The sequence below is a fragment of the Paenarthrobacter sp. NPDC091711 genome, assembly GCF_044756605.1.
Classification (GTDB): Bacteria; Actinomycetota; Actinomycetes; order Actinomycetales; family Micrococcaceae; genus Arthrobacter.
Map to the genome: position 1 here is coordinate 65402 of NZ_JBIVTF010000010.1, position 20797 is coordinate 86198.

A 20797-nucleotide genomic window follows, 5' to 3' on the forward strand; every position below is an offset into this window, starting at 1 on the left:
TACCAACCCCACGGACGAGTGCCCCATGACTACACAAGACTCAGCCCACACAAGCACGGCCAAGGCGCAGACCGCTCCTTCTCCGGAGGATTCGCGTAAGCCCGACAGCCCGAATGACCTCGCCAAGCCCACGTGGATGTACATCGCCAAGCGGACGCTACGGGAGTTCACCAAGGATCAGTGCCCGGATGCAGCGGCAGGGCTGACCTACTACGCCGTCCTCTCGCTGTTTCCCGCCCTCCTGGCATTGGTTTCGCTGATCGGCATCTTTGGCGACGCCGGACGGACCACCTCGGCTCTGCTTGACATAGTCCAACAGTTCGCGCCGGGGCCGGGTGTTGACGCCCTGCGTCAGCCAATCGAGGAACTGACGAGGTCCAACACGGCCGGGCTTGCCTTAGTTTTCGGTATTTTGGTGGCGCTTTGGTCGGCATCCGGATACACCACAGCCTTCAGCCGGGCCATGAATCGTGTGTACGAAGTGGACGAGGGCCGCGGATTCGTGAAACTGCGCGGCACCATGCTCGCCGTTACCATCGTTGCCGTCGTCGGCGCTGCGCTGGCAGCCGCCATGCTGGTCCTGAGCGGGCCCGTGGCGGAGGCCATCGGCGGTGCCATCGGATTGTCTGAAACCTTCTTGACCGTGTGGAATATCGCCAAATGGCCGGTCCTCATAGTTATCGTGGTCGCGATCATTGCCGTGCTCTACTACTTCACCCCCAACGTCAAGCAGCCCAAGTTCCGTTGGATGAGCATGGGTTCGCTCATTGCCCTGGTGATTTTCGCGCTGGCGTCGCTGGGCTTCGGTTTCTACGTTGCAAACTTCAGTAACTACAACAAGACGTACGGTGCCCTCGCGGGCGTCATCATCATGCTGCTGTGGCTCTGGATCCTCAACATGTCCTTGCTGTTCGGTGCCGAGTTCGACGCCGAAATGGAGCGCGGCCGCCAACTGCAGGGCGGCATTGAGGCAGAAGAAAGCATTCAACTCCCGCCGCGCGACACGAAGAAGAGCGACAAGATGCAGGAGAAGGACGACGAAGTAATTCGGGACGGCGAAGAAATCCGTGAAACCCACGGCGACGAGCCCGGGAAGAGCAAGTAACCCGCATGAAGACTCCCGCCGTAAGCACCGAAATGCGTAGCAAGAAGCTCAAAGCCATCAAGAATGGCGACAACGTCCGGATCAGTGGTGAGGTTTTTCAGGTCAACTCCGTGGAACCTGAAGAAGGCTCCCGGAACATCAAGCTGGAACTGGAAGGGCTCGACGGCGGCTCGGTCACCTTGATCGGCCGGCCGAAGGCCAAGATGCAGCTGACTGCTCGATCTTCCTGAGCGATCAGGCTTCGGCGGGGAAACCCTGATCGGCGTCATCCCACCAGCCCTCCCAGGCGCTGGACGTCAGCCGCACAGAAACAGCAGGGGCGTGTTCGCTGGCGGAATCGCCGGACGGCCCGCTGTGGCTGCCGCTGGCGTCGAGGAAAAAGGTCAGTGTCTTCAAGAGCATCATGGTGGTGTCCTTTCAGGGGTTTCGTGGACGTCTTTGTCCAGGTAAAACCAGCGTAGGTGCCCATTGTTTCCTCCCATCGACGCAATGTTTCAGCTGTGTAGCACTTATCTCACCTGCGCGTTCGAGGACTTACAGCTGACACAAAGGCCAGCGTGCGGTCACCACCTACTTTGAAACGCAAAGCTCCGCGACACACGCACAATGCGGCGTGTCCACCGATGCCAGCAATCAAAGTGGGTGGTGGCCGCACCGTACACGAACCAATCACGCTGAAGGCCCGACGGCGGCACTTACCCGCGCGTCGTCGTCGAGCCTTGCGTGCACGCAAAAGCGGGCCCCTGCCGTGACCTTGGCAGGAGCCCGCTGGCTTTGGAGCGATCCTCCCGCAGCGCTTAGGGCATCCGCGGGAGGATCACGTTGTTACGCGAACGGGAGGACGAGCTCCGCGTAGCGCTGCTTCATGGTTTCGAGGACACTGTCCCCATCGGCATCCCAGATTTCCTGGTTGAAGATCTCAACCTCAATGTCGCCCTTGTATCCGGCTTCCCTGACCCAGGTGCCGATGGTGGCGAAGTCGATGACGCCGTCGCCCATCATGCCGCGGGACAACAGCGCGTCCGCAGCGATGGGCAGGTTGAAGTCGCACACCTGATAGGAGGCAATGCGGTTTTCGCGGCCGGCACGTTCGATCTGCGCCTTCAGTTCCGGATCCCACCAGACGTGGAAGGTGTCGACGGCGACGCCAACGGCCTTTGCGTCGTACGGCGCGGCGAGATCGAGTGCCTGGCCAAGGGTGGAGATGAGTGCGCGGTCCGCTGCGTACATCGGGTGCAGTGGTTCCAACACCAGACGGACGCCGTTTTCGGAGGCGAAAGGAACCAGTTCTTCAAGGCGGTCCGCCACGCGCTGACGAGCGGCGACGACGTCCTTCTCACCCGGGGCGAGCCCGCCAACCACCAGGAACAGTTCCTGGGTGTCCAGCGCTACTGCTTCGCGCACGGCTTCGAAGTTGTCTGCCAATGCAGCGGCCTGTCCCTCGGGATCGGCCGCCGTCAGGAAGCCGCCGCGGCACAACGAGGAAACGCGGAGTCCGGCGTCCTTGATGAGCTTGGCTGCCTTGTCCAGTCCGGCCTCGGCAACGCGGTCACGCCACGGCCCGATCGCGGGGATGCCTGCGCGGGCGCAACCGTCAACGGCCTCGGCCAAGGTCCACTTTTTGGTGGTGGCGCTGTTCAAGGAGAGACGCGAGAAATCGGAGCTCATGCGCCCACCCCGTTGATCCGCAGGAAGTCCGACATCCGGAACGCGGCCAGCGAGGGGTCCTTCAGCAGACCGGCCTGGTCTGCCAGTTCGAACGTCTTCGCCAAATGCAGCACCGAGCGGCCCGAGTGCAGTCCACCCACCATCTGGAATCCGGGCTGCTTGCCGTTGAGCCATGACATGAACGCGATGCCGGTCTTGTAGTAGAACGTGGGTGCGCTGAAGATGTGCTTTCCGAGCTCACGGGTGGAGTCCAGGATGGCGCGCCCTTCGGCGCCCTGACCGGCGTCGTATTTCTGCAACGCGACCGAAGCGGCTGGGTAGATGGCAGCGAAGATGCCCAGAAGGGCGTCCGAGTGGTGAGTTTCGTCGCCGTCGATCAGTTCCGGGTAGTTGAAGTCGTCGCCGGTGTAGAGGCGGACGCCTTCCGGCAGGTTGGCGCGGAGGGCGACCTCGTGTGAGGCGTCCAGCAGCGAAACCTTTACGCCGTCAACCTTGTCCGAGTGCTCGCGGATCAGGCTGAGGAACGTTTCGGTGGCGACGGAGACGTCGTCGGAGCCCCAGTAGCCAGCCAGTGCGGGGTCAAACATGGTGCCGAGCCAGTGCAGGATGACGGGCTGGTCGACTTCCTGAAGCAGCGTCGAGTAGACGTGCAGGTAGTCGTCGGCACCATTGGCAACCTTGGCCAGGGCGCGGGATGCCATGAGGATGACCTTGGGGCCGGCCTCACTGACGACGGCGATCTGCTCACGGTAAGCGTCGATGACGGCCTGGATTCCGGCCGCCCCCTCAGGGAGCGTCGCAATGTCCAGCTGGTCGCTGCCTGCGCCACAGGACACGAGGTCGCGGACGGACTTACCGGCGATAGCGGCGTTGCCCGCTGCCACCACGGAGGCGGCCTCGGCGCCGGTGCGCTTGATGAGCTGCTGGGTCGCGGCCCAGTCCAAGCCCATGCCACGCTGTGCGGTGTCCATGGCGTCGGCAACGCCCAAGCCATAGGACCACAGCTCGTGACGGTACGCCAGGGTGGCGTCCCAGTCGAGCTGGGCCGGCGCGCCGGGGGTGTTGTCCGCGGCGACCTCAGGGATGACGTGTGCTGCGGCGTAGGCGCGGCGGGCCGTCAAAGGAGCGGTCGGCTTGACCCACGATGTGGCCGCCTGAAGGCGGTACTCGCGGGTGCCGCCGTCGTTGGTGGGAAGAATCAGTGACGTCATTAGAGGGTGATCTCCGGGATGTCGATGGTGCGGCGTTCAGCCGAGGACTGCAGGCCGAGCTCAGCCAGCTGCACGCCGCGGGCTGCGGAGAGCAGACCGAAGCGGTGCTCGCGGCCGGCGACGACGTCGCGCAGGAATTCTTCCCACTGCAGCTTGAAGCCGTTGTCCAGTTCAGCGTTGGCGGGAACTTCCTGCCACTGGCTGCGGAAGGATTCCGTGACGGGCAGGTCCGGGTTCCAGACGGGCTTGGGGGTGTGGGCGCGCTGCTGCGCAACGCACTTGTTCAAACCGGCGACGGCGGAACCGTGCGTACCGTCGATCTGGAACTCCACCAGTTCGTCGCGGTAGACGCGGACGGCCCAGGAGGAGTTGATCTGGCCGATGACGTCGTCGCCGCCCGGGGTCTCCAGTTCGAAGATGCCGTAGGAAGCGTCGTCGGCGGTGGCCTTGTATTCCTTGCCGGCCTCGTCCCAACGTGCGGGGATGTGCGTGGCGGTCTTGGCGTTGACGCTCTTGACCTTGCCGATGATGCCTTCAAGGACGTAGTTCCAGTGGCAGAACATGTCCGTGGTCATTCCACCGCCGTCTTCCTTGCGGTAGTTCCAGGAGGGACGCTGTGCAGCCTGGACGTCGCCTTCGAAGACCCAGTAGCCGAATTCGCCACGGATGGAGAGGATGCGGCCGAAGAAGCCTTCATCCACCAGACGGCGGAGCTTCACCAGGCCGGGGAGGTACAGCTTGTCGTGCACAACGCCTGCCGTGACGCCGGATTCCTTGCCGATCTGGGCGAGCTCGATTGCCTCTTCCAGGGTCTCGGCCGTGGGCTTTTCGGTGAAGATGTGCTTGCCGGCGCGCATTGCCTTCTTCAAGGTGGCGGCGCGGAGGCTGGTCATGGAAGCGTCAAACACGATGTCCACGGTGGGATCGGCGATGACGGCGTCCAGGTCGGTGGACCATTCGGAGACCTTGTGGAGCTCGGCGAGCTCGCGGATCTTGGCTTCGTTGCGGCCAACCAGGATCGGTTCCACCTGAACCTTGGTGCCGTCTTCGAGAGTGAAGCCGCCAGCATCGCGGATGGGGAGGATGGACCGCAGCAAGTGCTGGCGGTAGCCCATACGGCCGGTGATGCCGTTCATGGCGATACGGATCGTCTTTGTTTCGAAGCCCATGTTTTCTCCAGTGCCTTGTGTGCCGGCCGCTGAGCGTTGCCGGTGCTTACTTCTGTCATGTGGGAAAGCGCATTCCCGCTGCAATCGATCATGCACCATGGCGCGCCGTGTTGGCAAGCGCTTTCCCAAAATTCTGAGAGAACTGCCATAATTTCCTTAGCGCCAGTCCCGACGCTTGCAGAAAAGGAGGGCCCCCGTGGCCGCCAGCACACTGAGTGAAGTTGCCCGTTTGGCCGGGGTCTCCCTGGCCACGGCATCCCGGGTCCTTAACGGCTCCGCCCGCAAGCCGGCCGAGGACATCGCCGAGCGCGTCCGCGACGCCGCCGACAAGCTGGGTTATGTTCCCAATGCGCAGGCGCAGGCGCTCGCCAAGTCCAGTTCAGGGTTGATCGGACTGATTGTCCACGACATAGCCGATCCCTACTTCTCCGCCATCGCCCGCGGCGTCCAGGAAGCGGCCCGCCAACAGAACCGCATGGTCCTGCTGGCCAGCACATCCGGCGCACCGCACGACGAAAAGGAAGCAGTAGCTGCATTCGCTGCCCGCCGTGCCGACTCCATCGTGATCGCCGGATCGCGCTCCGTCCGCGCCGAGGACAAGCAAGGAAACACTGAACTCGCTGCCGAATTGGACCGCTACTGCCGCAACGGCGGGCACGTGGGAGTGGTGGGCCACCCGGTAGTTGGAGCGTCCACCACCGAGGGCTACCACGTGGTGAAGGTCCCCAATGAGGAACTCGCTGCGGGGCTGGCCGCCGAACTGGCCGCTACCCACGACGGCGAATTCCTGATCGTTGCCGGCCCCGAAGGGCTCTACACCTCAGACGACCGGGTCCGCGGATTCCAGCGAGGACTCGCAGACGCCGGCCGGCCCACAGCGGAAATCATCCGCACCGGATTCAACCGCGCCGGGGGATATGAAGCCGGCCTGGCGCTCGCGGACCGGATCAAGGCGTCCCCGAACCGGCTGTGCATCTTCGCCGTCAACGACGTCATGGCCATTGGCGTTACCGCTGCGCTCCGACCCGAAGGCGTGTGGATTCCCCGGGACGCCACGATTGCCGGCTTCGACGATATTGAGACCCTCCGCGACTTCCGGCCCGCTCTTTCAACGGTGCATTTGCCGCTCGAGGACATTGGACGCCTCGCCGCAGGAGACCCTGACACTCCGCCTGTCAGCGGCGCGGTCAAGCTCCGCCGCAGCACTGAAACCCCGATGGAATCGCAGGTATGACCGCAGCGGAGGCTGAGGCGCCCCGAGCGCTCACAGTGATTCCCGCCGTCGGGCCTTCCGGTCTGGCGGCGCCCGCAGTCCTGGTTCTGCCCGGCGGAGGCTACTCGAAAACGGCAGACCATGAAGCCGAACCTGTGGCAGAGTGGCTCGCTTCGCTGGGGATCCACGCGTTCGTGCTGCGATATCCAGTGGCTCCGCATCGGCACCCGGCGCCGTTAGCCGCCGCCAAGCAAGCCATGATCTGGATCCGCAACGGAGGGCATGGCCTGAAGGTTGATCCCTCGCGTGCGGGTGTCCTCGGGTTCTCGGCGGGTGGGCATCTGGCCGCTACTTTGTCTGTGCAGGTGCCCGCGGGCGATCCTGCGCTGGACATCCGCGAGTCGGTTCCGGACCTCAGCATCCTCTGCTATCCGGTCATTTCCTTCGTGGATTCGGTGCACCAAGGGTCCGTGGACAACCTGGCCGGCGAGGGGGCGGGGCCTGAAATCCTGCGGCAGCTCTCCGCCGAACTGCACGTCACCCCGGCAACACCCCCGGCGTTCCTCTGGCACACGGCCGACGACCAATCCGTCCCTGTCGGCCACAGCCTGGCCTACGCGGGAGCGCTGAGCAGGGCCGGAGTTGCCACGGAGCTGCACGTTTTCCCGAACGGCATCCACGGCATCGGCCTCGCAGCAGGCACGCCCGGCGCCGAGCAATGGACCGGGCTCTGCGCCGCGTGGCTCCGCCGGATGGGTTGGGCTGTATAGCCCGGGCAGCGTGGTCCGCCGGAAAGGTTAGTCCTCGCCCAAAGTGATGGTGTGCAGGAAAGCGGCGTCGTTGAGCACGTTGTCCGGAAGGTCGTCCTCGACGAATTCCAACATGATGTCCGTGTCCTTGCCGTTGCCCCGCAGAACATCGGTGACGGTCTGCCACAGCAACTTCCGGTTGCGCAGCGGGAAGCGCTCGGCCTCCGGCCCCCACGAGAAACAATGCACGCCCACCACATGCGGCAGGACCTGGTGGAGGGACTCCAGCGCCTGCTGGTCTGAAAGTCCGACGGCGGGCTGCCAGTAAGTGCCGACGTTGGCGTGGTTGACCCGGTTCAGGAGGTCGAGGGTGGTGGCGGGGGAGTCGGTGAGGGTGTTCCCGTGGTATTCGAAAGCAATGGCCACGCCGCGTTCAGAGGCCAGGTCGGCAATGCGTTGGGTGTCCTTCACCACCGCGTCCCAGTGCTCCTGGCTCGCGCCGGCCGAGCCAAGCTCCCCGGCCCATACCCTGATCCTTGGGGCGCCGACAGCGATGGCAAGGTCCAGCGCGCGCCCGAAGTCCCCGAAGGCGCCGCAGCGGTAGTACGAGCCGAGCGACAGAACTGTCAGTCCGGCGGCTTCAGTGGCGGCCTTGGCGTGCGAGGCTGAATCAGCATCACTCACATGGACATCAGTACCCCACTCGATGCCGGCAAGACCCGCATTCGAGGAAATTCGGACCACCTCGTCGATCCCGTGCGAGCGAAGGGTGACGGAGCAAATGCCAGGCGTGAGGTCAGCCAGAGTGGTGAGGTCGATCATGCTTCACAGGATACCGGGAATGCGCTTACCCGGTAAGGGCGGATCGCCTGGTGAGCATTTCCGCACCCGAATCCGCCAGCCGCGCGCACCCGCTCCCGCCGTGCGCACCCCATAAGCGCCAGCACCGCACCCGTTCCCCCCACGCGCACCAGAGGTTACTGGTGCAAACGGCGGAAAAGGGTGCGACGTCCGGAACCACTGCTGAAGGACGGGGTGGCCTAGGTATGGGCGTAGGTCAGCGCCAAAGCCGCTCCCGCTCCCGCCACACGCACCCCTTAAGCACCAGCTCCGCACCCGCTCCCGCCACACGCACCAGAGGTTACGGGTGCAAGCGGCGGAAACGGGTGCGACGTACGGTGCCACTGTCGAGGGACGGGGTGGCCCAGGTATGGGCGTGGTCAGCGCCAAAGGCGCGCCCGCTCCCGGCGGTCCTCCGCACCCGCCCCCGCCCCACGCACCCCATAAGCGCCAGCGCCGCACCCGCTCCCCCCACACGCGCCAGAGGTTACTGGTGCAAGCGGCGGAAAAGGGTGCGACGTACTACGCGACATCATTTCGGCCAAGCCGCCCGGCACACTAGTTCGACTTACTTAGGGTCCGCCCCATGATGGCCTGGGTGAGGGCATCGATCACTTCGGCGTTTGCCAGCGGGTTGCGGATCAGGGTGAAATCGACGTCCCCCACTGGCGGCAGTCCGAACCTCTGCGTGATGACTTTCAAGTCCTCCGGAACCAGGGACGCCGGCATTACCGCCACACCAATGCCTGCCCGGACTGCGGCAAGCACCCCGCTGATCTGCTTGGTGCTGCACGTGATCCGCCAGGTCCGGCCCTCGGCTTCCAAGGCATCGATGGCGAGCTTTCGGCTGAGGCTGGGTGCCGGGTAGGCGATGAGTGGGACCGGCGCTCCTGGCTCCAGGACGGTCTGCTCCACACCCACCCAGGCGAAGTTGTCGTGCCGGACTACCGTGCCTTCCTTGGCTCCGGCCACCCATTTCACGAAGACCAGGTCCAGTTGCCCGGCATTGAGTCGTTTGTAGAGCTGGTCGCTTTGGCTGACGGTGAGTTCCAGGTTGATTTGCGGGTATAGCTGCCGGAACTCGCGGAGGATGCGGGGGAGGCCCGTGATGGCGAGGTCGTCGGCGGTTCCGAATCGGAGGCGCCCGCGCATGGCCGAACCCGAAAAGTAGCGGGCGGCGGAGTCGTGGGCGGCAAGGATGCTGCGGGCAAAACCGGCCATCGCATCGCCGTTATCGGTGAGCCGGACTTCGCGCGTATCGCGGGCAACCAGCACCCTTTTGGCGGACGCCTCGAGCTTGCGGACATGCTGGCTGACAGTGGGCTGCGCGAGCCCAAGACGCTCTGCGGCTTTGGTGAAACTCAGCGTTTCCGCGACGGCCAAAAAGGAACGGAGCTGGACAGGTTCGAACACGGAACTCCTAAAGCGCAGGTCAGCGCCGGGCCGGAGTACTGCGCCGCTTTCCCTGGTGCCGCAAGCAGCTCATTGCGTTCCGCAATGCTAGTTATAGGCGCAATACGCTTCCATAATTGTTGCTGGCAACCTTAGCGTTAAACGCATCCCACCGAAACTCTCCATCCGAGGACTACCTTTGGCACCCCCACCGCCTTCAGCGGCAAACGTCAGCCAGCCCGTCATCGATTCCCTGTCCGCACCTCCGCCCGCGGACACCGTCACCCAGCCACTCGCCGTCGTGAGTGAAAAGCTGCCCTGGCGGCATACCTTCATCTCCCTGAAGGTGCCCAACTTCAGGATCTTCGCGATCGGCCACTTCATCGCCGTGATCGCCATCTGGATGCAGCGCATCGCCCAGGACTGGATGGTGCTCCAGCTGTCCGGTTCCGTCACCGCCGTCGGAATTACGGTGGCGCTGCAGTTCATGCCGTCGCTTTTCCTTGGCCCGTGGGGCGGAATGATCGCCGACCGCTTCGCCAAGCGAAAGATCCTCATCATCTGCCAATCCGCGGCAGCGGTACTTGCCGCCCTGCTCGCGGTGCTCTCGCTGAGCCAGCGCGTTGAGGTCTGGCACGTCTACGTGATCGCACTGGCGTTGGGCTTCGTGACCGTCCTGGACCAGCCGGCCCGGCAAGTGTTCGTCAACGAGCTCGTGGGTCCCAAGTACCTGCGGAACGCCATCAGCGTGAACTCCACCACCTTCCAGCTCGGCGGCCTGATTGGGCCCGCCCTTGCCGGTGTGCTGCTCACCGCAGTGGGTGCCGGCTGGGCCTTCGCCGCGAACGCGGTGGCATGCTGCTCCACGGTGGCCATGCTGCTGATTCTCCGCAAGGACCAGCTGCACCTCAGCCAGCCGACTCCCCGCAAGAAGGGAATGCTGCGCGAAGGTCTCAATTACGCACTCAGCAAGCCCACCATCTACTGGCCATGGTTAATGGCCGGCTTCGTGGCAGTTTTCGCCATGAGCCTGCCCGTGCTCCTGGCCGCCTTCGCGGACCACGTGTACGACGCCGGTGCCGGAGGCTACGGCCTGCTGAACGCGATGGTTGCGCTCGGTGCGCTGACCGGCGCAGTGGCGTCCACCCGCCGTCGTCAACTGCGATTGCGGTCGGTGGTGACCTCTGCCGGTCTGTATGGCCTGATGCTCTGTGTGTCCTCGCTCATGCCAACCATGGTGTGGTTCAGCGTCACCATGGTCCTCGCCGGATTCTGGTGTCTCATGTTCCTTACCGCGGCCAACCAAATGGTGCAGACCAGCTCTAACATGAGCATCCGAGGGCGCGTCATGAGCCTGTACTTGGTGGTGCTGATCGGTGGGCAGGCAATCGGCGGGCCCATGATGGGTTGGCTCGCCGAGCACCTCGGACCCCACCTGGCCGTCCTGATCTCCGGTGGTGTGCCGGCCATCGCGGCGGTGGTAGTCGCCTTCGTCCTGGCCCGGAAGTCATCCCTGCACATCAAAGTGGACCTGCGGGATCGGCGGCGGGTGCTGCGGATCGTGCAGGAACCGCAAACGGCTTGAAGTGAAGCGCCCCCGTGAGCCGGGGGCGCTTCATGGTGCGTCGAACTAATGGCTAGGCCACTGGCAAGTGCGGGTAATCCGCTGAACGTCCCTGGAACTCCAGGACGTCCGGATTGCGAATCACACCATCGCGAATTTCGATTGCGCGGGAGACGGTCTCGTTGGCATCCCAACCGTCCGGTCCCGCCACCACGGTGTCCAGAAACGGAAGCAGGGCCTCGCTGATTTCCCAGCTGGCCGAATTCCAAAGGTAGGACGGGCTGTGGTCCACGGCGTAGTAATTGACGTGCCCGCCCACGCGGAACATGGGCTCGTCGAACGTGGTGGTCCGCGCCCAGCTGAAGCCCATGCCTTCGTCGCAGGACACATCCACAATCAGGCTGTCCGGTTGGAATTCCGTCAGGTCTTCAGTGCGAAGGTACGTCAGCGGGGCGTTCGGGTCCTGCAGGGTGCAGTTCACCACGATGTCCGCAGCGGCCAGGAACGGCGCCAAAGGCTTGCGTCCCTTGTCCGTAATGACTTCGCTGAGGAACGGCGCCTTGCTGTCATGGTCGAACTGCACAATCCGTACTGAATGGATCGGAGACCCAACGGCGGCGACGCCCCGATTGGTCAGGACCTGGACGTCGTGAATGCCATGGGCATTCAGCGCCGTGACGGCGCCGCGGGCCGTGGCACCGAACCCAATAACGACGGCGCTGAGCCGGCGGCCATAATCGCCCGTTGAACCCGTGAGGGCCAGAGCATGCAACACGGAGCAGTATCCGGCGAGCTCGTTGTTCTTATGGAAAACATGCAGGCCGAACCCGCCGTCGCCCGCCCAGTGATTCATGGCCTCGAAGGCGATGAGCGTGAGCTTCTTGTCAATTGCCAACTGGGTGATAGCCCGGTCCTGCACGCAGTGAGGCCAGCCCCACAACGTCTGACCGTCGCGGAGCTCGGCCAAATCCTGGGCCTGCGGCTTCGGGAGCAGGATGACATCGCTGTTGGCGATCAACTCCTCGCGCGTCCCGAGCCCGCCCACCAAAGATTCAAGTTTGCTGTCCGGGACACCGAACCGCTCGCCGTAGCCGTGCTCAAAACGAAGCTGCCGGCGAACTTCAGGAGCGATGCGCTCCAAATGCTGCGGGTGGATGGGCAAGCGGCGCTCATTGGGCTTCAGTGAGGAAGCGAGGACGCCAACGCTCAGCTGGCCGGTTGCTGCTGTCACTTCTTGTTTCCGGTGGAAGGCTTTGCCGCCTCGGTGGCGGAAGACTCGGAAGCCCGCTTATCCGCGCGTTTTTCCTTGATGGATTTGCTGGATTTCTTCGATGCAGTTTGGCGCGGTGATTTGTCGCCCATGATGGCTCCCTTAGAGCGGAGCCGCGATGGCTCCTGACTCCTGACGATACACCTCCCCGGAAGGCGCTGTGGCCGGAGTCACCAGGGCGGGAGTGTTTTTACGACGGCGCGGCCGCCCTCTCAGGTGACGGCCGACGTCGATTGGTGAGTACCGGCGTCGAGCGTTCAGTGCTGAGACAAAAGAAACCCCGGACCACTGGATCCGGGGTTTTCTTGGAGCGGGCGACGGGAATCGAACCCGCGTATCGAGCTTGGGAAGCTAGCGCTCTACCATTGAGCTACGCCCGCGTTGCCCGGGAAAAATCCCCCGAGCGAGTCCTAGCTTAGCGCAGTTGCGGGACTCCTCATGACCGGCGCACCGTGTGCCGGCTTTGGCCCTATTTGAACAACTTCAAGCTGTTCCATCCTGAGCCCACTTGTCCATACGTGGTCCACTGGCTTCGGCCCAAACCGTAGTTGTAGAGGTTCCCATCTGACGTCTGGGCGGTAATACCACGGGTGCCTGCGCCCGTCAGTCCAAAGCTCGGAGCCATGACACGCATGTACTGCCAGCCGGTACCTACTGTTGTGGCAGGGCCGTAGAAACCTGCCCAGCCGTCGCCGCGGTAATTGATCAAAGCCCCGGAGGAAGTCCGGGCCAGGATGTCGTTGGCGCCGTCGCCTTCCCAGTCTGCGATGGTCAGCTCCATGCCTTGCCAGCCGCTGCCGATTGTGCGCGGGCTGCTCAGCGCGCCACCAAACGTGTTGGGGTAGTAGCGGAGCACACCGTCCGGGAAGTATCCGACGACGCCGGGCCGGCCGTCCGCGTGGGTCCACTTGCCCACGGTGATGGTCATCTGGTCCCACCCGCCGTTCCCTACAATCACTTGGCCTGCGAAGCCCCCGCCGGGAAGGCCCCGGAACACGCCCAGAGTGCCGTTGTTCCACTGTGCCAAGAGGTCATAGACGCCATCGATGTCCCAGTCCACAACGAACGCCTGCTTTAAACCCGTCCACCCCGAACCGATCTGCACCGCATCCATGTAGCCGCCTGCCGCCGTCGACGGGTACCTCAACAGGCGGCCGGAGGCGTCCGCCGCCGCCAGGTCTGCGCCTGATTTGATGCTGGCGGACACCGCGGTATTGCCGGCAAAGTACTGCTCCAGGGTGGGGAAGCCGCGCCGATTCATGTCAGTGGCCAGGGCCACGCCCACATAGCGCAAGTGCCATGGCTCGTAGCTGTAGCCCGTGATTCCGGTGTAGCCATCGGGATACCGGACAATGAAGCCGTACTTGTGGGCATTGGCCGCCACCCATTTGCCCGCGGCGGTGTCACCAAAACATGTGCTGAGGCCGCAGGAACCTGCCGCGTTGCCGATGTCCATAGCCAAGCCGGTCTGGTGCTCGCTGTAGCCGGGGCGGGCAGAAATGGTGTCCGCGTACGCCTGGCCGTAAATGCTGACGTAGTACGCGTAGACCTGTTGCTGCTGGGCGTAGGAACGGTAGCCGCTCACGATCGACAAGCCGCCGGTCCCGGCGTCGGCCGCACCCTGGAACAGGCCGTTAAGCCAGGCCGCCGCCTCTGCGCGCATGTACTGGCCCGAGCCGCGTGCGTTGACAAGGTCCGACGGCGCGTAGCTGGCAGGGTTCAAAGGCCGGGACTTGTTGACCAGCACCGAGTAGCTGGTGGGGTCACCAATGGGGTCCACGCTGGGAAGAGGATTCACTGTGGCGGGAACGGCAGCTGCCATGGCCGGGACCGCCGAAACAGCGCCACCAGCCACTGCAACAGCCAGGAAGACCGCACAAGCAGCCACCCGCCGTCGGAACTTACCTCTAAGACCTTGGCGATCCTGAACCTGCATGACGTCCCCCATCTCGATTGTGTCAACGTGGGGCACTCTACCGTGTGGCCGGGCAGGTGTCAGTGGTGACTTTATTGGTACGTCAGATAACCATTCGGTCAAGGCTCGCCTCCAGAGGACCCAAGCGAAGTTCTGCTGGCTACGCTGAAAGTGTTAGCTGCTGAGTAGGGGGAACCGGGCTACGTAACTGATCCGTACGCCGAAAGAGGTTTCCATGGCCTTCGCAGACCATGAAGTGGTGATTCACCGGGATGCCATGACCATTTATGCCTTCCTGATGGACGGACTGAACAACTCATTGTGGCGCTCAGGGATCCGCAGCATTTCCCTCCGATCCGGCGGCCGCGGGCAAAAGGGCGCCCTGTACCAGCAGACCATCAACGGACCCGGCGGCCGACCCGTGGCCGCGGACTTCCAGATCACCGAAGCACGGCCCGGCGCCGAAGTGCGGTTCGCCGTGGTCGCCGGACCCGCGCGGCCAACCGGCGGCTACTACCTCAGTACCGAAGGCCAGAGCACGCGCCTACGGTTCGCTTTGGACTACCACCCCAAGGGGTTGCAGAAGCTGATGAACCCCATGATCCAGAAAAGCATGGAGCAGGAAGTGGCTCAGTTGGAGCAGCTGAAGACCGTCATGGAATCGCGGTCGGCGGCTTGAGCCCTACTGGGCCAGTTTGAAGCCGCCCCACCCGCCACCCACTGCCACAGGCGTAGTGAGCTTTCCTGAGGTTAGGTCCCAATACTCCAGGACACCGTTGGCGCCCAACCCGGCAACGCCGGTGGTCCCCGCCCCATCGACTCCTTGCAGAGCACGCAGTCCGGAGTAGTCCGTCCACGCCGCGCCTACCACCGGCCGGGCCTCCTGTTTGGGAGTACCCAGGCCGCTGCCGCGGTAAAGGCGCAGGTATCCATTGGGCTCAACGGTCAGCAGGTCCTGGAATCCATCTGCGTTGTAATCCACCATGCTGAGCCGGACAGCCCTGTTGCCTGTGCCAATGGCAGCCTGGGAACGGATGAACGTGAGGCCCGCGTTCCTGTACAACCACAGGCCGCCGGAGGCGTCCATGGCAACGATTTGCGGGAGACGGTTGTTGGCGCACCAGTTGCCGATGGCAAGGTTCAGGGACTGCCACCCCTGGCCAAGGACGCCCGGGGAACCAAAGCCGCCGCCAATCCTCCCCGGGTAAACGAGCAGCGCGCCATCGGTTCTTTGGGCAATGAGATCAAAGACGCCGTCACGGTCCCAGTCGGAAACGAACAGTTCCTTGAGCCCCGTGAAGCCGATGCCGATCTTCTTGGCGCCACCATACTTGGCGTCCCCCAAGGACGGGTAGGAGTAGACAGTTCCGTCCGAACCGACGGAAACGAGGTCGGCAGCGCTGCCAATGGCGGCCTCACTCAGGTTGACAGTGGGGGGCTGGTGCCTGTCTCCGGGCTGGCAAACAGCCACCGGATCCGTAGGCGGTGTGACCGTGCCTCCCGGGCTCGTCGTGGTCCCTGCCGGGAGTGTGGTGTAGCCGAAGAAATTCACCACACCCCAGAGCGTGAAACGGTTGGGAGTGGTCTGCCAGTTACCGTCCGTGTACGTGATACCGATGCCCATCACGTTGAACCGGGGATCACGCAAGAGGGCATCATGACCAGGGGAGCCCTTCCACCACTCCACCAGCTGCGCCGCGTCCCGGTCCCAGCGAACAGCGATCACCTCACCCGCGCCATTGTTTGGATTAAGCGCCCGGGGATCTGTCCAGAAATTGGCGCGGTGCTGGATCACCTCACGCGTTGCAATGTTGTTGGACCAGTCCTGGGCCAGGCTGGCCACCGTCGCGTGGTACTTCACGGGAGCCAGGCCCAGCGACGCGCGGTAGCTGTTGATGGCGTTGAACACCGTCAGGATCGCTGCCGCATTGCTGTCAGGGAGGAGAGCCAGTGCTCCGTTGTCCGGGTTTGTGTCGCCGCTGGGGCTCTTGCCGGGGAACGGCGTGGTCGGTGCTGATGAAGGGGCTGGGTTGGCGGTTTCAGTGGGCGTCGGAGTGACGGCCGGTGCGCTCGGGGTGGGCGTACCCGCCGTCGGTTCGGATGATGCGGCCGGTGCGCTCGGTAATGGTGAGGTACTCGGTTCGGCCGTTTCGCTGGGGGAAGCTGAGGCGCTTTCGCTCGGGGAGGCCGGATCTGTGGGAGCGCCTGATGGGATCGGCCCCGCGGCTGGGGCCGTCGGTTGAATTTCGCTCGGGGTTTCGCCAGAAGTCCCCTGGGGAGTCGGTTCCGTTGCCGGTGGTTCGGTGACACCAGTGTCAGAGGGGTTGTCCGGACCCCACGAGGGCCCAATGCTGGGCACAGGCGGCGGAGTTTCAAAGACGGGATCCACTGCCACGGGTCCGCTGTCCGAACCGGTTCCCGTGGAGACTCCAGGTGTCGGCTCCAAAGGCCCGGTGTCCGGGGTGGGCACCGTGGCTGGCTGGGATGCGTTGCCGGCCGCCGGGAGGGGCGCAGAAGGTGCGGGATCCGCCGTCGTGGTTTCCTTCGGTGCCGTCAGTCCTGACGGGACAGCTGCCGAAGGGGCGGAAGTGGGGCCGGGATTCGTCTGCGTTGAAGGGAAAATCTGGCTGGAAGCGGCCACCCCAAGAGCCAGCGTGCAGGCCAGCACAATAGCGGCAGGCGCAGCCAGTTTTCTCACAATTACCCCGCGAATGCTCGTTGCCCCCAAGTACGGGCGCGGTTCTACATGTCCGGGAACTATAGTCCCATGGGGCGGCGCGGACAATGCATGGGGTATTTTTGATGCTGTGCTGATCTCTGACCGCGATATTCGTGCCGAAATAGACTCCCAACGGATTGTTCTTGAACCGTACGACCCCGCGATGGTTCAGCCGTCCTCCGTGGACGTGCGTATTGACCGGTTCTTCCGGCTCTTCGACAACCATAAATACGCCCACATCGACCCCGCCGAGGAACAGCCGGAACTGACCCGGTTGGTGGAAGTGGAGGGCGACGAGCCGTTCATCCTTCACCCGGGAGAATTCGTGCTCGGCTCCACGTACGAAACTGTCAGTCTGGCCGACGACATTGCTGCGCGCCTTGAGGGGAAGTCGTCCTTGGGTCGCCTCGGGCTGTTGACGCACTCCACGGCCGGCTTCATCGATCCCGGTTTCTCAGGTCACGTGACCTTGGAGCTCTCCAACGTTGCCACGTTGCCCATCAAGCTGTGGCCGGGCATGAAGATCGGCCAGCTGTGCTTCTTCCGGCTGACGTCCTCAGCGGAGCACCCCTACGGTTCCGGCGAATACGGCAACCGCTACCAAGGCCAGCGTGGACCCACCGCGAGCCGCAGCCACCAAAACTTCCACCGGACGTCCATCTAGCGTCTTTCCCGGCGCCGTCGAGGGGTTAGCTTTCGGGGCTTTGGGGTGTCTTTGAGTTGAGATCCCGCCGCTCGGCCGGGGGACATGACGTGCTTGCTACGCGGGGGCGCGCTCGGGCGTACGCGGTGGGGCTCCCGGTGTCTTCCGGATGGCCTTGACCACCGGTTCCACGAAGCGGGCAGCAAGTGGACCGAGAATGGCCATGATGAGGACATAAGCCGTAGCGAGTGCCGCGAGTTCGTCGGGCACTGCGCCCGAAGCAACAGCCAGCCCCGCAATGACTATGGAGAACTCACCACGGGCGATCAAGGCTGCTCCTGCGCGGAAGCGGCCCGGCACAGCGATGCCGGCGCGCTTGGCGGCCCATATTCCCGTCAGCATCTTGGTTGCGGCGGTGATGACTGCCAGCACCAGAGCCCATCCAAGGACCGGCGGAATGGACGTGGGATCCGTGTTGAGCCCGAACGCTACAAAGAAGATCGCCGCGAAGAGGTCCCGCAACGGTTCCAGAATCCTGGTGGCGTTGTGAGCCGTCGCGCCTGAGATGGCGATGCCCAACATGAAGGCCCCCACTGCGGCCGACACTTGGAGGGCGGAGGCAATGCCCGCCACGAGGAGTGCGAGGCCCAGCACGTTGAGCAGGAAGACCTCGGAGTTCTCACTGTGCACCGCTTGCGAGACGCGGTGGCCGTGCTTGAGGGCGATGACCAACACCACCGTGACCACGGCGAGGGCAATGCCCACGGTTTGCAGTCCGCCCAGGAACCCTACGCCGGCAAGGATGGCGGTCAGGATGGGAAGGTAGATGGCCATGGCGAGGTCTTCAAAAACCAGGATGGAAAGCACTACGGGGGTTTCGCGGTTACCGATACGGCCGAGGTCGGTGATCACCTTTGCGGCGATTCCGGACGACGAGATGTAGGTGACGCCACCCATGACGATTGCGCCCACGAGCCCCCAGCCCAGAAGCAAGGCCAAGCCCGCACCCGGGATGAAGTTGAGAATAAAATCCATGACGCCGGCCTGCCAGGACCTCCGAAGCCCAGTGACGAGCTCCGACGCCGTGTATTCCAGTCCGAGCATAAGCAGCAGGAGGATGACGCCGATTTCTCCTGAGAGATGGGCGAACTCGTGCATGCCATCGAGCTTGACGAACCCGCCGGCTCCGAAAGCCAGGCCCCCCACCAAGTAGAGAGGAATGGGGGACATGCCTATGCGGCCCGCTAGTCGAGCAAGGAGACCGAGGCAGAAGACGACGGCCCCCAGTTCAACGAGGGCTAATGCGAGCGGATCCATTCCGGTCAGCCGTTGCGCAGGATGTCGGCTGCCGAGTCAAGACCTTCCTGCGTGCCGACTGCTACGAGCAAATCGCCGGTGTGAAGTACGACGTCGGGTGCCGGCGACGGGACCACCTCGCCTTCGCGCATGATCGCCACGATGGACACACCGCTGCGCGTGCGTATCTGTGCCTTGCCCATGGGTTGGTTCGCGAAGGGCGATTCAGGGGTGATGGAGAACTGGCGGGTGACGATGCCCGGTATCTCGCGATGCTCCTCGGCCAAGCGCATGGCAATGTGTTGACCACCCAGAAGGTTCCCCAGCGTCGACGCTTCATCGGCCGTCAACGGGATGGATGCCTGGCATGTGTCAGGATCATCCCACGTGGACACGAAAAGTTCTGTCTCGCCCTCACGAAGTTCCACGACACCGATGCGACGGCCCGAGGCCGTGACGAAATCCTTACGGATCCCGAGGCCCGGGAGTTCTGTCTCATCCACGTTCATAGCTCCACCCTAACTCTGTTGTATAGGTCTGGTACGGCGTTCATGCTTAGCCAGTCCTATGTAGTTAACGCTCTGGGACCACTGCTATTTCCACCTGGGCCGGTGGTTTCACCGGCAGGATCACCAGCAGGCCTGCAAGCAGCACCACCATGATTCCCAGGATGCCCCAGCGCTGGGCTTCACCTTCTGCAACAAGCGGAGCGGCGATGGTGATGCACAGGGTGAAGAGGGTGGGGGCGAGGAAGCTGACGGCCCTGCCCGTTGTGGCGTAAAGCCCAAAGAGTTCACCGGATTCGCCGGCGGGGGCGAGCCTTGCCAGATAGGCGCGCGAAGACGATTGGGCTGGCCCCACGAACAGGCAGAGCAACAGGCCGAAGACCCAGAACGTGGAGGTTCCGGGCCAAGCGTTTCCGAAGAAGACGTAATCGCCGTTGCCGAGAACCAGGATGGCCGTGCCTGCGATAAGGAGCCCCACCAAGGAGAGGATGATGACAGCCTTGGGCCCGATCCTGTCGTCCAGGAAGCCTCCGGCGATGGCACCGGCGGCAGCTACAACGTTGCCGAAGATGGCGAAGAAGATGACGTCCTTCAGTTCGAAGCCGAAGGTACCCGCCGCGATGACGCCACCGAAGGTAAACACGGCCGCCAGGCCGTCGCGGAAGATAGCGCTGGACAACAGGAAGTAGATGGTGTGGGGACTGGTTTTGTAGATCGCTCTGATACGGCGAAACAGCAACTTGTACGATGCCGCAAAACCCAGGGAGGCGGTGTCTTTCTTCACGGAAACTTCCGGCACGGCGAACATCACGGGAAGGGCAAAGATGAAGAACCACAGGGCCGAGAAGATCGCAACGAGGCGGATGTTGAGGGAGTCCTGTGTGGACGAGCCGAACCAGTCAAAGGAAGGCTGAACAAATAGCTGCAGGACAAGGAGGAGCGCCACGATTCCGCCGAGGTACCCCATGGCCCAGCCAAAGCCACTGACCCTGCCAATGTTCTTGGGGGTTGAGATCTGGGCCAGCATGGCGTTGTAGTTCACACCTGCAAACTCGAAGAAGATGTTGCCTGCCGCGATCAGGCACACGCCGAGGAGCAGGAACTCAGGCTGCGGGAAAACGAAGAAGCACAGCGCGGTGAGGACCGCCGTGGCGGCGGTGTTGACGCCCAACCAGAGCTTGCGGCGACCCCCGGCGTCCGAACGCTGACCGGTGACAGGAGCAAGCAGCGCAATGGCGAGGCCTGCGATGGCCAGGGCGGCACCGAGGGCTGCCGAGGCAGCGTCCTCCCCGCCGAAGGCATTGGACGTCAAATACACGGTGAAAACGAAGGTGGTCATCACCGCTTGGAAGGCAGCCGAGCCCCAGTCCCAGGATGCCCAGGCGAGTATCTGCGCCTTTTTGGAGGCGACGGGCCCCGAGGCAAGCTCGGACGTCGGGTGGGAGGCTTCGGGAACTGCGGCCGCGTTCATAGCTTGAATGCTATAGGGACCGGGATACCCGTGGGCGCATGACAGACCGGGTTGTGGAGAACGCCG

At 63.7% G+C, this 20797-nt stretch carries 20 protein-coding genes and 1 tRNA gene; 7 read left to right on the top strand and 14 right to left on the bottom strand.

All coding sequences use genetic code 11. The features are described 5' to 3' along the window. The first annotated feature begins 25 nt into the window (after positions 1–25). Complete coding sequence (locus ACIQH5_RS15345) at positions 26–1105, top strand: YihY/virulence factor BrkB family protein (RefSeq protein ID WP_400404847.1); 1080 nt, start codon at positions 26–28, stop codon at positions 1103–1105. 5 nt (positions 1106–1110) lie between these two features. Next, positions 1111–1335 carry a hypothetical protein gene (locus ACIQH5_RS15350; RefSeq protein WP_400404850.1) on the top strand — a complete coding sequence of 75 codons (225 nt, stop codon included), beginning with the start codon at positions 1111–1113 and terminating at the stop codon, positions 1333–1335. A 4-nt stretch (positions 1336–1339) separates the two neighbouring features. Here the strand turns inward: ACIQH5_RS15350 and ACIQH5_RS15355 are convergent, their stop codons facing one another. The 4 genes from ACIQH5_RS15355 to ACIQH5_RS15370 form a co-directional block, all read right to left on the bottom strand. Further along, positions 1340–1510, bottom strand: coding sequence for a hypothetical protein (locus ACIQH5_RS15355; protein ID WP_400404852.1), 171 nt, complete (start codon positions 1508–1510; stop codon positions 1340–1342). Between the two features lie 420 nt (positions 1511–1930). Further along, positions 1931–2773, bottom strand: coding sequence for a sugar phosphate isomerase/epimerase family protein (locus tag ACIQH5_RS15360; RefSeq protein ID WP_400404855.1), 843 nt, complete (start codon positions 2771–2773; stop codon positions 1931–1933). Continuing rightward, the gene (locus tag ACIQH5_RS15365; RefSeq protein WP_400404858.1) at positions 2770–3984 is read right to left on the bottom strand and encodes a dihydrodipicolinate synthase family protein; all 1215 of its coding nucleotides are present in this window, start codon (positions 3982–3984) and stop codon (positions 2770–2772) included. The genes ACIQH5_RS15360 and ACIQH5_RS15365 overlap by 4 nt, the downstream gene beginning before the upstream one ends. Beyond that, on the bottom strand, positions 3984–5153 hold the full coding sequence (locus tag ACIQH5_RS15370) for a Gfo/Idh/MocA family protein (RefSeq protein WP_062068445.1): 1170 nt from the start codon (positions 5151–5153) through the stop codon (positions 3984–3986). Before ACIQH5_RS15370 ends, ACIQH5_RS15365 begins: the two co-directional genes overlap by 1 nt. A 196-nt stretch (positions 5154–5349) precedes the next feature. On the opposite strand from ACIQH5_RS15370, the gene ACIQH5_RS15375 reads away from it, so the two are divergent. Then, on the top strand, positions 5350–6387 hold the full coding sequence (locus ACIQH5_RS15375) for a LacI family DNA-binding transcriptional regulator (protein WP_400404861.1): 1038 nt from the start codon (positions 5350–5352) through the stop codon (positions 6385–6387). After that, positions 6384–7136: an alpha/beta hydrolase gene (locus ACIQH5_RS15380; RefSeq protein WP_400404864.1), complete on the top strand. Its 753-nt coding sequence runs from the start codon at positions 6384–6386 to the stop codon at positions 7134–7136. The genes ACIQH5_RS15375 and ACIQH5_RS15380 overlap by 4 nt, the downstream gene beginning before the upstream one ends. Positions 7137–7163: 27 nt before the next feature. Here ACIQH5_RS15380 and ACIQH5_RS15385 read toward each other — a convergent pair whose 3' ends face one another. Both ACIQH5_RS15385 and ACIQH5_RS15390 read right to left on the bottom strand, forming a co-directional pair. Beyond that, positions 7164–7937, bottom strand: coding sequence for a sugar phosphate isomerase/epimerase family protein (locus ACIQH5_RS15385; protein WP_400404867.1), 774 nt, complete (start codon positions 7935–7937; stop codon positions 7164–7166). Positions 7938–8513: 576 nt separating this feature from the next. Then, positions 8514–9368 carry a LysR substrate-binding domain-containing protein gene (locus tag ACIQH5_RS15390; protein WP_011776307.1) on the bottom strand — a complete coding sequence of 285 codons (855 nt, stop codon included), beginning with the start codon at positions 9366–9368 and terminating at the stop codon, positions 8514–8516. 178 nt (positions 9369–9546) lie between these two features. Here ACIQH5_RS15390 and ACIQH5_RS15395 point away from each other — a divergent pair, with 178 nt between their 5' ends. After that, positions 9547–10932: an MFS transporter gene (locus ACIQH5_RS15395; RefSeq protein ID WP_400404870.1), complete on the top strand. Its 1386-nt coding sequence runs from the start codon at positions 9547–9549 to the stop codon at positions 10930–10932. 52 nt (positions 10933–10984) lie between these two features. Here the strand turns inward: ACIQH5_RS15395 and ACIQH5_RS15400 are convergent, their stop codons facing one another. The 4 genes from ACIQH5_RS15400 to ACIQH5_RS15415 all read right to left on the bottom strand — a co-directional run bounded on the left by ACIQH5_RS15400 (position 10985) and on the right by ACIQH5_RS15415 (position 14117). Next, the gene (locus ACIQH5_RS15400) at positions 10985–12142 is read right to left on the bottom strand and encodes a N(5)-(carboxyethyl)ornithine synthase (protein WP_400404872.1); all 1158 of its coding nucleotides are present in this window, start codon (positions 12140–12142) and stop codon (positions 10985–10987) included. Continuing rightward, a complete protein-coding gene (locus ACIQH5_RS15405; protein ID WP_011776304.1) occupies positions 12139–12273 on the bottom strand; it encodes a hypothetical protein in 135 nt (44 codons plus the stop codon). Before ACIQH5_RS15405 ends, ACIQH5_RS15400 begins: the two co-directional genes overlap by 4 nt. 214 nt (positions 12274–12487) lie before the next feature. Then, positions 12488–12561: transfer RNA gene (locus tag ACIQH5_RS15410), tRNA-Gly, on the bottom strand. A gap of 89 nt (positions 12562–12650) precedes the next feature. Further along, positions 12651–14117 carry a D-alanyl-D-alanine carboxypeptidase family protein gene (locus ACIQH5_RS15415; protein ID WP_400404875.1) on the bottom strand — a complete coding sequence of 489 codons (1467 nt, stop codon included), beginning with the start codon at positions 14115–14117 and terminating at the stop codon, positions 12651–12653. A 214-nt stretch (positions 14118–14331) separates the two neighbouring features. Between ACIQH5_RS15415 and ACIQH5_RS15420 the strand changes: the two genes are divergently transcribed. Further along, positions 14332–14775 carry an SRPBCC family protein gene (locus tag ACIQH5_RS15420; RefSeq protein WP_400404877.1) on the top strand — a complete coding sequence of 148 codons (444 nt, stop codon included), beginning with the start codon at positions 14332–14334 and terminating at the stop codon, positions 14773–14775. Positions 14776–14778: 3 nt separating this feature from the next. Here the strand turns inward: ACIQH5_RS15420 and ACIQH5_RS15425 are convergent, their stop codons facing one another. Continuing rightward, positions 14779–16794, bottom strand: a complete 2016-nt coding sequence (locus ACIQH5_RS15425) for a CAP domain-containing protein (RefSeq protein ID WP_400404879.1) — start codon at positions 16792–16794, stop codon at positions 14779–14781. Positions 16795–16903: 109 nt separating this feature from the next. Between ACIQH5_RS15425 and dcd the strand changes: the two genes are divergently transcribed. Continuing rightward, positions 16904–17479, top strand: a complete 576-nt coding sequence (gene dcd / locus ACIQH5_RS15430; RefSeq protein WP_011776299.1) for a dCTP deaminase — start codon at positions 16904–16906, stop codon at positions 17477–17479. A 96-nt stretch (positions 17480–17575) separates the two neighbouring features. On the opposite strand, the gene ACIQH5_RS15435 is transcribed toward dcd, so the two are convergent. The 3 genes from ACIQH5_RS15435 to ACIQH5_RS15445 form a co-directional block, all read right to left on the bottom strand. After that, complete coding sequence (locus ACIQH5_RS15435; protein ID WP_400404881.1) at positions 17576–18775, bottom strand: cation:proton antiporter; 1200 nt, start codon at positions 18773–18775, stop codon at positions 17576–17578. 5 nt (positions 18776–18780) lie between these two features. Further along, entirely contained in the window at positions 18781–19263 is a 483-nt protein-coding gene (locus ACIQH5_RS15440; RefSeq protein WP_024818355.1) for a cation:proton antiporter regulatory subunit, read from the bottom strand. Positions 19264–19327: 64 nt separating this feature from the next. Beyond that, entirely contained in the window at positions 19328–20731 is a 1404-nt protein-coding gene (locus tag ACIQH5_RS15445; protein WP_400404883.1) for an MFS transporter, read from the bottom strand. Between the last annotated feature and the right edge of the window lie 66 nt (positions 20732–20797).